Source organism: Sphingomonas sp. DC1600-2 (assembly GCF_049897605.1).
GTDB lineage: Bacteria > Pseudomonadota > Alphaproteobacteria > Sphingomonadales > Sphingomonadaceae > Sphingomonas.
In genome coordinates, this window is the sequence record NZ_JAFCWO010000001.1 from 303,176 (window position 1) to 316,539 (window position 13,364).

The 13,364-nt window shown below is 62.6% G+C and carries 6 protein-coding genes; 5 read left to right on the plus strand and 1 reads right to left on the minus strand.

All coding sequences use genetic code 11. From position 1 onward, the window contains the following. Positions 1-197 precede the first annotated feature (197 nt). From ACP7BL_RS01525 to ACP7BL_RS01545, 5 genes are all read left to right on the plus strand, one after another. Positions 198-3,419 (plus strand): TonB-dependent receptor domain-containing protein, encoded by a 3,222-nt coding sequence (locus ACP7BL_RS01525; protein ID WP_426257443.1) that lies wholly within the window; start codon positions 198-200, stop codon positions 3,417-3,419. Between the two features lie 213 nt (positions 3,420-3,632). Then, on the plus strand, positions 3,633-4,094 hold the full coding sequence (locus ACP7BL_RS01530) for a hypothetical protein (protein ID WP_126845143.1): 462 nt from the start codon (positions 3,633-3,635) through the stop codon (positions 4,092-4,094). Between the two features lie 768 nt (positions 4,095-4,862). Continuing rightward, entirely contained in the window at positions 4,863-6,890 is a 2,028-nt protein-coding gene (locus tag ACP7BL_RS01535) for a hypothetical protein (RefSeq protein ID WP_426257444.1), read from the plus strand. Between the two features lie 533 nt (positions 6,891-7,423). Further along, a complete protein-coding gene (locus ACP7BL_RS01540; RefSeq protein WP_426257445.1) occupies positions 7,424-8,497 on the plus strand; it encodes a hypothetical protein in 1,074 nt (357 codons plus the stop codon). A 293-nt stretch (positions 8,498-8,790) separates the two neighbouring features. Then, entirely contained in the window at positions 8,791-11,049 is a 2,259-nt protein-coding gene (locus ACP7BL_RS01545; protein WP_426257446.1) for a heavy metal translocating P-type ATPase, read from the plus strand. Between the two features lie 138 nt (positions 11,050-11,187). Here ACP7BL_RS01545 and ACP7BL_RS01550 read toward each other — a convergent pair whose 3' ends face one another. Further along, positions 11,188-13,134: a sialate O-acetylesterase gene (locus tag ACP7BL_RS01550; RefSeq protein ID WP_426257447.1), complete on the minus strand. Its 1,947-nt coding sequence runs from the start codon at positions 13,132-13,134 to the stop codon at positions 11,188-11,190. Between the last annotated feature and the right edge of the window lie 230 nt (positions 13,135-13,364).

Consider the following 13,364-nt stretch of genomic DNA (forward strand, 5'->3'; position numbering starts at 1 on the left):
AATTCGGCATGTCCCAGATGATAGACGGTGCTCTGCTATGGTCGGGGGGATCAGGAGAGGGCTTTTCTCGTCGCGGGACACCGTTTGCTGGAATCTTTCGTTTTTTTCAGGATGATCCCCCCACCAGGCTCATGGTCGCGTCATAGTCGTACGGAAGCGGATTCGGCTCAAGTCGAAACGCAATACAGGAGGGGATGATGACCTTTGGGTCCTTGCGCGTTCGTCGATCGATGTTGTGCGGAATCGCGCTGGCAGGATTGATTGTATCAACCTGTGGAAGTCCGGCCTTTGCCGAGACGCCATATCATATTCGCCCGCAGTCACTTGATCTCGCCTTGCGCGACTTTGGCTTGCAAAGCGGGCTGACGATCATGGCGGATGCCGCGCTGACCAAAGGCAAGGTGAGTCACGGGATCGCTGGTGCCGCAACCCCGGAAGCGGCGTTGAGCGCGATCTTGCGCGGTTCCGGTCTGACCTATCGCCGGCAGGGCAAAGTCTTTGTGATCCAGCCGGGGGCGCTTGGGAGCGTTGAGGGAAACGGCCAGGCAGCCACGCCGGTCGCCGTGCCGACTGAGCAAGCGCAGTCCGACGCTATAGGCCAGGATATTATCGTGACCGCACAGAAGCGGCGGGAATCGATCCAGAAGGTCCCCATCGCGGTGTCTGCGTTTAGCGCCAAGGCGCTCGACCAGTATAAGATCGAAGGGGGTGCCGAGCTCGAACGCGCAGTGCCGAACGTCAACTTCTCGAAGAACAATTTTAGCGGCTACAATTTCTCGATCCGCGGGGTCGGCACCAAGGCCGTTTCGGTAAGCACCGATCCTGCCGTCGCGATCAGCTACAACAATACACCGCTACTGCGAAATCGCCTGTTCGAGCAGGAATATTTCGATGTCGAGCGGGTCGAGGTGCTGCGGGGGCCACAGGGCACGCTTTATGGTCGCAATGCCACTGCGGGCGTCGTCAACATGCTCCCGAACAAGCCAAGCAACCGGTTCGAAGGCTCTTTGAAGGGAGAGGTCGGCAATTACGATACGCGCCGCGTAAGCGGCATGCTCAACGTCCCGCTGACCGATACCTTCGCGGTGCGCGTCGCCGGTGCCTACACCAATCGCAGCGGGTTCGATTACAACACGGTAACCGACCGGGCGGTCAATGGTCGTGATCTCTGGTCGCTGCGCGCGACGGCACAGTGGCGACCCGTCGACGATTTCACCGCCAGTCTCGTCTGGGAGCATTTCGACGAAAAGGACGATCGGTCCCGCACCGGCAAGCAATTGTGCCACTACGATCCCGGTCCCAGCACGGTTGGAGGGCTGGCTGTGCCGGAAGTTTCCAACGGGTTTCCCATCCGTGCCCAGCTAAGCCAAGGGTGCGCCAACGGTTCGCTCTATGACGCGGGTGCCTATGGCGTGCCGAACGGACTGAGCCTGCCCTATGTCGCTGCCGCCAGCGGGCTGGTCCAATTGGGCTTCCTGCCGGACTTTTCCGGGCTTGCGACCTTCGCCGATCCGACCCGAGATCCCTATGCCGGGGTCGTGCAATCGCGCAACTTGCGCGAGATTGCGACAAAGTATGATCCGACTTTTCGGGCGCGCAACGATATCTTTCAGCTCAATTTTGAATGGGGCGTGCGCAGCAACCTGAAACTGTATTCGCAGTCGCTGTACACCAAGGATTTTTACCACTCGACCCAGGACTATAACCGGTTCAATTCGGTGCCGATTATCAACGATTCGATCGGCCTCTTCAGTCTCGACACTTTCACGCCGGAGGTAAAGGGGTTCACGCCAGGCGGCGTGTTCAACGATCCACAGCTTGGCGCATCCAATACCTTGGTTGCAGTCGACATGGTCAACTCCCGCAGCGAACAATGGTCGCAGGAATTCCGGTTGCAATCGTCCAACACCGGGCCGTTCAATTTCAGCTTCGGTGCGAACTATCTCCATTTCAAAATCAATGAAGATTATTACGTCTTTTCCAATTTTTTTACAGCGATCGCCCAAGGGTATTTCAACGGACCGGTCAGTACCGACACGCCGCCTCCCGCCTGTCCGGCAGGGGCAACCACAGGCTGCATCTATATCGATCCCAATCCGATCGACCGGATCAATGGCCAGGGGCACAATTATTTCCGGAGCGACAATATCTACAAGGTCGATTCCTACGCGGCCTTTGGCGAGGTTTACTGGCGTGCCACGCCCAATCTCAAGGTCACCGGGGGATTGCGCTATACCGATGATCGTAAGGTTACGACGCCGGTTCCCACACAATTGCTGCTTTCACCGGGTATATCGGGCGGGGGCTACGTCAATTCCGGCTATCCCGCCCAACCCGACATTCACCAATCGTGGCGTCGCTTCACAGGGCGGCTGGCGGTGGACTGGTCGCCTGAACTGGCCTTTACCGATTCCACGCTGGTCTACGGATCTTATTCGCGCGGCTATAAGGCGGGCGGCACGAATCCGCCTGGCATCAATGCCGACCCGCAATATCTCGAATTCTACCCGCAACCGACCACCTACAAACCGGAATATGTCAACGCTTTCGAGGTTGGCTTGAAGAATACGTTCGACCACGGTCGACTGACGCTCAACGGTTCGGCATTTTTCTACGATTACAAAGGGTATCAGATTTCGAAGATCGTCGATCGCACGGCTTTGAACGAAAATTTCAATGCGCAGACATGGGGTGCAGAACTCGAAGCGACGTGGCGACCTGTGCGAAATCTGCAATTCAACGCCAATGTCGGCTATCTCGGTACGCGGCTCGGCAAAGGTTCGTCGTCGATCGACGTCATGAATCGAACGCAGGGCAACCCTGATTGGACGCTGGTGCGCCCGTGGGTGCAATTGACATCAAGCTGCATCGCGCCGACCTCGATCGTCAAGAACATCGTTCAGGATCCGTCGGCTCCCCCTCTTGTGCTGGCCCTGTTGTGCGGCGGGGTTGCGGGACTGAATTTCGGGAGCTTCAAGCCGGGCGATACGCTGGCGGCGAAATATGGCGCTTATGATCTGAAAACCGCGCCCAATAACGGGCAGGGGATTGCAGCGGATGTGAGCGGGCACGAATTGCCCAACGCGCCGCACTGGACGTTAAATCTCGGTGTTCAATATACGTTCGAGAGCGGGGATTGGGCGCTGACGCCGCGCGCCGATTTCTACCGCCAAGATGCAAGCTGGGCGCGGATCTACAACACCGCGATCGACCGGCTACGGGCATGGAATAACACCAATATCTCTCTCACGCTCGACCAGCGCAAATGGGATATGACGTTGCAGGTCTATGTGAAGAACCTGTTCAATTCGACGCCGATCACCGATGCCTTCGTCAATAGCGACGATTCGGGCCTGACAACCAATGTGTTCACGCTCGATCCACGCATAATCGGCGTCAGCATCACCAAACGCTTCTGATCGGCACCCCCTTTGCCGACAGTTTGGCCGCGCAGCGAGACAAGGCTGCGCGGCCAATTTTTTCGGTCGGGATGGTGCCTCATAGAGGTAGCTACAAAATATGTAATTTGCAGAAATTCATCCCCCCGAAACTGATGCACGAGCGTCAATCGAAATGGGGAGGAATTCCCCGAAAAAAGATGTGTAAACCATCTATTCGAGAGAGGATGAACCATGAAAAAGCTTGCAGTACTTTGCGCTGCCGCCGCAATGACGTTGGCCGGACCGGCGTTCGCGCAGTCGTTTTCCCCATCGGGTGCTACCGTCACGGCGACGGGCGCGACCAGCTTGACCGCGCCTGGTTTCCCGACCCTCAATTGTGCAGCGACCTTTCGCGGTACCGTCAATAGCGACGGAACGGCGACGATCACCAGCGCCAGCTTTGTCGGCGGGCCGCTCGGTGCTTGTGCGCTAGTGCGGTTGACCACGCCGTTCACGCTCGTTCCAACGTCGACGACTTCGGTCAACGTCAATGGCCTCGAAGTGACCGCGCCGGTATCGTGCGGTCCCGCCAATGTCAGCGCGACCTGGGCCAATGGAACGCCGTCGCACTTCGATATTCCGACGGCCACGATCAGCCCTGGCGGCTGCACGGTCACCGCGCACCTGACCGTGTCGGGCATCACGATTATCTGACCGACGACGATCGGGGGGATCGTTCATCCTCCCGGTTCCGTCGAAGTGTGATCCCGTTCCTCGTCGATCCCGGTGTGCCGGTGCATCGGGATCGACACTGGGGTGGTACCGCATTCCGGTGTAAAATGAGGGGGGCGGATCAACCGGCGGGGATTGCCCCAGGATGATGTGTGCGTGTCGGATTTGAAGGAAACCCACCCAGCCACTCCGCGAAAAGGTCTGGCCGGTTCCTCCGGTTGCGCGCTTTGGGCAGTCGGCGCGATCTTAGGCGGATGCTCTGCGACAGCGGCGGCGCAAGTCTCAACGCCGACTGCCAGCCCTGCAGCGGGGCCACTGCCGACCCCGGTGAACGCGGCGGACCGGGCTCCTCGGACGGACGATAGAGACGACATCATCGTTACGGCGCGGCGCGGTGACGCGGTTGTACCACCGGAAACCGAGCTGGGCGCGGACGACATCGCAGCATATGGCGCGGATACGATCGCGGAGTTGCTAGGCGTCATTGCCCCATTGATCGATGGAAGCGGCAGGGCACCTGTGCTGCTGGTCAATGGAAAACGGATCGGCGCGGCAGCGGGCGTCACCGGATTCCCGCCCGAGGCGCTCGCGCGGCTGGCGATTTTGCCGCCGGGGGCGGCGTCACGATATGGCTATCCGGCCGATCAGCGCGTGGTCAATCTGGTCTTGAAGCCAAAATTCGCCAGCTGGGACGGCTCCACCGGCGTGACGCTTGCAACGGCGGGTGGGCGCGACAGCGAAAACGGTTCGGTGAGCCGCGTCGTGATCGACGGGGCGACCTACTGGAACGCGCAGCTTCAGCTGTCCCGCGACAGCGCCCTTCGCAAGAGTGCCCGACCTTTAACCTCGCCTGCGGCTTTGGTTGATCTGGCGGCGCATTTCGCCGCGCCGGATGGAGGAGAAATCGATCCGGCGTTAAGTCGGATCGTCGGCCGCACTGTTGCCGTCGTCGACATTCCCGCGATGGTGTCGGGGCACTCGCCCAGCCTGGCAGCGCTTGCGGCCGCCGCCGCTTCCAATGTGCGGTATGACAATCCCGACGATGTTGATGCGTTGCTTCCCGGCGGTCGGACGCTGGGGATCAATCTGGGGGTTACCCGTCCGCTCGGCGGGTTTTCCTTATCCTTGAACACAAATTTCGCGGTCATCGGCAGTATTCAGCAGCTTGGATATCCCGCCCAGGCGCTTCACCTGCCAGCGGGCAGCCCGTGGTCGCCGTTCGCGCGCGATGTCCTGCTGATACCGGCTTTGTCTGGCGTCATATCTACCGCGCGCCAGGATACAGCCACGTTCGGCGTATCGAGCACGCTTGCAGGCTCCGTCGCGGGCTGGAATGTGAACCTGGTCGCAAACTACACCCACAGCTGGAGCGACAGCCGCTTCGATCGAAGCGGCGATCTTGCCGCTGTGCAAGCGCGCATCGATGCACATGATTCAACCTTCAATCCCTATGTCGCGCTGCCGCGCGCGACGCTTATCACCACGGACCGGGTGCAGTCGCAAACGCGCGGTCTTGACGTAAAAGTGATCGTGGACAAAGCGGTGGCGACGCTCCCGGCCGGACCGCTGACGGTGAACCTCGCGACCGGGGGCAGCCACGTTGCGGTGGGCAGCGATGCCCGCGACACCGCGAATGCGTCGCTGCCCGGCCTGCGTCGTACGGAAATTAACGCCCAGGCCGGTTTCACCGTGCCGCTGACCCGGCGGCGCGAAGGTCCCGGTGCCGTATTGGGTGAGCTGTCGGCCACGGTCACGGCTGGGATGGCTGGCATCCTCGGCAGTACGGTGCAACGCCAGCTCGACAACGCGCTCAGCTGGTCGCCCGCCGCCACGGTCCAGGTGTTCGGCGACTATAGTATCGCAGAGGACGCGCCAGACGTAGCCCAGCTAAATGCTCCGCAAACTCGGACGGTGGTTCGCCTCTATGACCCTGTTCGGCAGGAGGTCGCCGCGCCGATCTGGCTCAGCGGCGGCAATCCAAATTTGCGCCGCGGGTCGAGGACGAATTTTGTCCTGAAAGGGGCGTGGCGACCCCTGGGCGGGCAGGGACTGACGATCAATCTAGGCTATCAACGGCAAATCGCGCGTGGCGGCGCGACGGGCTTTCCGCAGTTGACGCCGGCTGTCGAGGCGGCGTTCCCGGATAGGGTCATGCGAAACGGAGCCGGGCAGCTGATCGAGATCGATGCGCGCCCGGTCGCGATCGAGCAGGACGATAAGGCACAATTGACCGCAGGATTTACGCTGCTCTGGAACCTCGGGCGCGCCGTCGCCCCCGCCCAGGAGCGGCAAATACGCGCAGGAAACTGGCGGTTTTCGGTGGCACTCATCCATCATTGGCAATTGGAAAGTCGGTTGACGATCCGTGCGGACCTTCCCGCCCTGGATCGGCTTGGGGGGGATGGCGGACAGCCGCGCCATTTGCTGTCGGCGCAGGCGGTGGCGGGTAAGCGTGGTATGGGAGTGACGCTAAACGGTCGCTGGCAAAGCGGCGTCCGTATCCGCAATTTGGCCATTGCTGCGGGGAGGGGCGACAATGCGTATGCTGCGCTGGCCCAGCTCGATCTGGATCTGTTTCTCGAGCCAGCGACGCTTTTCGGCGCGCGTTTCGACCGGGGTTGGGCAGCAAACACACGGCTTTCGATCAACGTCCAAAACATGTTCGATCGGTTCCAACGCGTAACGCTCGCCGACGGAACCGTGCCAGCCGGTTACGATCGCTACCAACTCAACCCGCTTGGCCGAACCGTGCAAGTAACGTTCCGGAAGCATTTGTGAGGAGGCGCTTGCCGACCCGCAGACCTGGCCCTGCGTTCGGGGATGTGACCTCCCGCCCGTCGGTGGCGCGCGGCGTTGGGGATGTTCTCCAGGAGCGGTCTCGAGGCTGGTAGCATCAATGAAAGGCTTTGCGACAATTACGCCCAGAGCAAGATCGGATCGACTTTAAGAGTTTATTGATGCTGTTGACAAAAATACTCTCGCGGAAAAGAATAGATCGCTGTAAAAATCGTAAAACCCTTGGGGGCATTTGTCGCGCACGCCAGTGACGCAGGACTGGAAGGATTGGTATCATGCCGCGTTTGTCGGGAATGGTCCACATCACGTCGATCGAGGACCTGCATGGCGACATGGCCGGTGCCAGCCAAGATGCGATGATCTCGGTTCTTGGTCGTCGGAGAATACCGCTGACCTGCCAGCGCAGCCAATAGACAGGGTCGGCGACACAAAGCACGAGTCCGGCTTCTGGACGCTGTCACGATAGGCGAGAGGCAGACTGGCACGGGCAGAGCAAGGAAAGGGGGACGGGGCGCATGAGGCTTTTGGATCCATCGACATGGTTTGCTGCGGCGAAACCGGTGCCGCCAGTACAACCGCCCACCGAGGTGAGGGTTCATGAATGGAAGCAGGCCGAGATCCTCTGGCGAATCCGCAAGGCGGACACGGCTTCGCCGGCGGACCCCATCATCGCAGCAGAGCTGGACAAGATCTTCTACGATAGCAGCGGGAATCTCAACGAGGCCGACTGGTCCCGGATCAACGAGGCGGAAAGTCTGCTCGGCGCTGTCCTCACCGATGTCCAACTGAGATCGCAATACTCGATCCTGCTGACATTGGCGGCCGCGCGAGCGCTTCCCTCGCTCAGTACCTATCCAAACCGGTCCGCATTCGGATTGCTCGGTCTGGATGACAAGCGGGATATCTACGGTGCGCTTCTGTACGAGCTGCAGTCCGGCTTCATCGGCGGGCGTTTCATCCGCCGACTGCGAGCCGAGGCCGCATCCACCTTGCTGCGCTACGGCATTATCATTGCCGCGATCACGATTCTGGTTCCCTTTCTATGGCTCTTCTTCACGTGGCTCAGCCTGCCGAAGAAAGCTCTTTTGGAAGGAGGCGCGGTGATCAACGAGACCATCTTCGTGCTGCTGGCGGTCGCGTGCGCCGGCGCGCTTGGCGCATTCTTTAGCCGTGCCATGAAATTTCAGACAGACAGCGCCGCGCTGACCTTCGACACGGTCATTCAGACTTACGTTTCCCGCATGCTTTGTCTCCGCCTGCTCTGCGGAATGACCGGGGCGATTTTCTTCTACTTCTTCATCTGCGGAAAATTTGTCGGCGGAAACCTCTTCCCGGCTCTGAGCTCCGGCATGGTGACAGAGCAGACGATCTGGACGTTGCACTTGGCCGGCCCCGTTACCAGGGGCCTCGCCAAGGTTAAGCCCGAAGATCTTCGTGCGGCGTCCGAACTGTCGCCAACGGTGGAGTTTGCCAAACTTCTGGTCTGGTCGTTTTTGGCGGGCTTCTCCGAACGGCTCGTTCCGGACACCTTGGCGAGCCTTGAAAAGAAATCGGCCGACGCATTGCAGGCTCCCGGTGCGAAGCCGTAACCGAAGGCATCGAACGGCCTTCTCGACGCGACGTATCGCCTGCAGCCAAGACGGCTGATTTCTGCTCGCCATAATGATCTGCGAGATAATCAACGAACAGGCGCGTGCGCGCAGGCACGTTCGGGCCGCCGAAGAACGTCCTTGCGGCGATATTCTGCGACCCTACTTTCTACTGTGCGGTCGCCGAACGGAGCGCGCCGTTAGCGCTCGCGGGAAGGAGCAATATGGCGGATCACCCGGACCACATGGTCCACGCCTCCGATACACGAAGCGCCAGAGATCCGGTCTGCGGGATGTCCGTCGATCCGGATACGGTGCCGCATCACGCCGATCATGCAGGGCGGCGGTATGCGTTCTGTTCGGCGGGCTGTCGCACGAAATTCGTGGATGACCCGGGGAAATATCTCTCGTCCGATGCCCCCCCGGCGGTATCGCCATCGCTTGTCTCAATGTGGACGTGCCCGATGCACCCGCAAATCCATCGGGATGGGCCAGGCACCTGCCCGATCTGCGGCATGGCGCTCGAGCCCGAACAGCCTTCGCTGGACGACGTAGCGAACCCCGAGCTTATAGATTTCACGCGGCGCACATGGGTGGCAGGTGTCCTCAGCGTGCCGTTGCTGGCGATATCGATGCTCGCCGAGATGCTGGGCCTGCACTTCGTGCCGCCGGCCTGGTCGCCCTGGATCCAGCTCGGGCTGACCGCACCGATCGTGTTGTGGGCTGGCTGGCCGTTCTTTGTGCGGGCCTGGACGTCGGTGGTAACGCGTCATCTCAACATGTTCACCCTCGTCGCGCTCGGGGTGGGGGCGGCGTTCTTCTACAGCTTGGTGGTGACCGTCGCGCCGGGCATCGTCCCTGCGACCTCTCGCATGCACGGGGCGGTGCCGGTCTATTATGAAGCGGCGGGCGTTGTCGTCACGCTCGTGTTGCTGGGGCAGGTGCTCGAATTGCGCGCGCGCGCGGCGACGGGGCGGGCAATCCGTGCGCTGCTCAATCTGGCCCCCAAGACGGCGCGGCGGATCGCCGCCGACGGAACGGAAGAGGACGTCGACCTCGCGCTGGTCAAAGCCGGCGATCGATTGCGCGTTCGACCGGGAGAAGCGGTGCCGGTGGACGGGGTCGTGGTCGATGGACGGTCCTCCGTCGATGAATCGATGCTGACCGGTGAGCCTGCTTCCGTGCTGAAAGCCGATGGGGCGGTTGTAACCGGCGGGACCGTCAACGGCACCGGATCGCTCGTCATCGAAACGCGGGCGGTGGGATCGGACACGGTCCTCGCGCGGATCGTGAAGATGGTGGCCGAGGCGCAGCGCAGCCGTGCGCCGATCCAGGCGGTCGCGGATCGCGTATCTGGCTGGTTCGTTCCGCTGGTGGTGGCGATCGCGGTCGCGACCTTCGTGGTATGGAACCTGACCGGGCCGGAGCCGCGCTTCGGCCAGGCGCTGCTCAACGCGATCGCGGTGCTGATCATCGCCTGTCCTTGCGCGCTGGGGCTGGCGACGCCGATGTCGATCATGGTCGGCACCGGGCGCGGGGCGGCCGCTGGCGTGCTGATCAAGGATGCCGAGGCGCTGCAACGCATGGAACGCGTCGACACGCTGGTAATCGACAAGACCGGCACGTTGACCGAGGGGCGTCCAATCCTGACCGCGGTGGAGACCGCCGGGGGTTTCGAGCGCACGACGGTGCTCTCGGCGGCGGCGGCGGTCGAGGCCCGGTCCGAGCATCCGCTGGCGCGGGCCGTGGTGTCCGCCGCCAAGCACGAGAGACTCTCGATCGAACCCGTCGACGCGTTCGATTCTCAGACCGGGCGCGGCGTGAGCGGCAGCGTGGCCGGCCGTAGCGTGCTCGTCGGCAACGCGGAACAAATGACCCTGGCGGGTGCCGACACCGCCCCACTCGCCGATGCGGCGGATCGCTATCGCAGCGAAGGGGCCGGGGTCATGTTCGTTGCGATTGACGGGCAACTTGCGGGGCTGCTGGTGGTCGCGGATCCGATCAAGCAATCCGCGCGCGCTGCGGTCGCCGCGCTACGCGCCGAGGGGTTGAGGATCGTGATGCTCACGGGCGATGTCGCTGCTACCGCGAACGCAGTGGCCGTCGCGATCGGCGGAATCGACGAGGTTCATGCCGGGCTGAAACCCGCGGACAAAGCGCGCATCGTCGGCGAGCTGAGGGCAAAGGGCGCGATCGTGGCGATGGCGGGCGACGGCATCAACGACGCCCCCGCCCTGGCTGCGGCCGATGTCGGCGTGGCAATGGGCACCGGCACCGACGTAGCGATCGAGAGCGCCGGCATGACGCTGACCAAGGGCGATCTGGCCGCGATGGTCCGGGCGCGGCGGCTGGCAAAGGCGACGATGCGCAACATTCGGCAAAACTTGCTGTTCTCGTTCCTGTTCAACGGCATCGGCGTACCGGTCGCGGCGGGCGTGCTCTACCCGGTCGCGGGCATCCTGTTGTCGCCGATGCTGGCCGGCGCGGCGATGGCACTGTCGTCCTTCACCGTCGTGACCAACGCGCTGCGATTGAATGCCGTGCGGCTGTAGCTCGGCATGGCGGCAGCGTGGCGCGACACCTGCTCGCCTTGACAAAGGGGCGGTACGGCTTGCTCATTGTCGGCGGGGGGCCGCGATCTCCCCGCCATGCGACGATCGTTCGGGCTACCGTACCCGGTCAACGCCCGATCAAGGAATGCGCAGCTCGAACGGCCCGGCCGGGAGTTGGGCGTCGTCGACCACATTGACGACCGGAAAATCCGCCCAGGCATAGCGCACGCGCGTAACCGGGCGATTGTCCGCGAAGAGCGTGGCATGGTTCCCCGTAACGGTCGCGCGGGCGTAGCGACAGGAGCCGACCTCGGGCCCGCACAGCTCGAATCCGGTGGCCTGGTTCGTGCTGCGCGTGTGCAACGCACCGGTCACGCCTGCGAACGTCACGGTCACGTTGCCAGCTGTGTCCTGCGTGGCTTCTAAGGGCTGCGGCCCCGATGCCGACATCGTCTGTCCATAGACGAGTGCGCCCATCGCTCGAGCCAATCTTTGCCCGACTTCGTGCTTCTCGCCCGGATGGATGTCGAGGGGATCGCCAAGGTCGAGCGTTATCGCGACCGCCGCATGACCGTCGTCTTGGGCCACTTTGCGCTGGTCGTCGCGGACTCGCGCCCAGCCGCTTTCGCCAGGCGCGATCGACGGCGTGCCGAAACCGGCGAGCGAAACGATTGCGAACGGCAAGTGCGGTTGCGCCACTTGACGCCGCCATTCGGACATCATCGCCTTCAGCCGGTCGGCATAGCCGGGAATGTCCGTGTCGGATTCGCCTTGATACCAGGCCACGCCCGCCAGCGCGGTTTGGCCGAGCGGCGCAATCATCGCATTGTAGATCGTTCCGGCACCGGTGATCTCGTCCCATGGCACGCGCGGTGAGGTGCCGAGGACGCGTTTGGCGATCGCATAACGCCAGCCATCGGCAATCGGCACAATGCTGCCGTCGGCGAAGGTCAGTTTCATGGCGTCCGCCGGGCCGGGCATGCCCCCCGTCGCATAGGCGTTTTCCACGTTGACGGTGATAACGTTGCGGCCGGCGACGAACGTACCGGCGGGGACGGAATACATACGCGCGTCCCAGCCGCCGCGCCCGCCGACAGGTTTTCCGTTGATCCAGGTGCGGTCGGCATCGTCGATCGCGCCGATGGCGATGGTGGCCATCTGGCGTGCCTGTTCGGGCGTCAGCGTTATGGTCTTCTGATACCACAGCATGCCGAGATAGGTCTGCAGTGCTGGCACGCCCCAGTCTTCGTAAAAGGCGATCTTCGGTACGGGCTGCCAGTCGAGCGCCGCGTCGGGCTGCCACGGTTCGTGACCACGCGTGTCGCCGGTCTTGTCGCGCCACCAACTTTCCCAGGCGGCGCTCGCCGTGCGCTCGGCGGCGGCAGGATCCCGGGCGTAGAGTGCGAGCAGGTCGGCTTGCGCGCCACGGCCCGCGGCGCGCTGTGCGTCTTCGCCCATCCATGCGGCGATTTGCGATCCACCCCAACTCGAATGGATCGCGCCGATCGGCACCTTGGCGACCTTGCGCAATGCCTGCACCATGTAGAAGCAAGCCGCCGAAAAGCTGCCGGTCGTCTTTGCGTCGGCGGCGCTCCAGCTGGGCTGTTGCGCAAAACGGTCACGCGCGGTCGTCGATGTTCGCTTGGCCACGGTCACGAGGCGGAGCTGATCGTCGGCACCCCCCATGATCGCGCCCATCGCATTCTGTGCGCGCTCGACGGGGAGCTCCATGTTGCTTTGGCCCGAACACAGATAGACATCGCCGATCAGCACATCGTGCAGCGCCGTCGTGCCGCTTGGTGCCATTACGAGCACGTCATACGGGCCGCCGGCGGGCAAGGGCGGCAGCGTGACGCGAAAACGACCGTCGCGGGCCGCGCGGGCTTGGGCCGATTGCCCGGCCAGCACGACGGTAACGGGCTCTCCCGCGATCGCTTCGCCGGTCACCACGATCGGCTGGTTACGCTGGACGACGCTATGGTCGGACAGCAGTCCGCCCACGGTAGGCGCGGCACAGGCGGGACCGACGAGGGTCCCCAAGGCCAGCGCGAACGCGCTCGTCCCCACAGCAAAGGTGCGAAGCATGAAATACCCTCTCCTTCGAACCGCCTGACGATTGCGCGTTCCGCGCCGTTGACGCACTGGCTCTCTGCTTATACTCAGACAATATAACGGAAAGCGCAAGGGCTCGGTGGCGCTCTTTGCGGGTGTGAGGGGGGAATGTTGCATATGATCTGCATGTCCCGCGCGGCATCGGGCCGCGCCGAAACTCTCGCCTTTCCGGATCCGCGTCGTGCTCCGGCCGACTTCCCCCA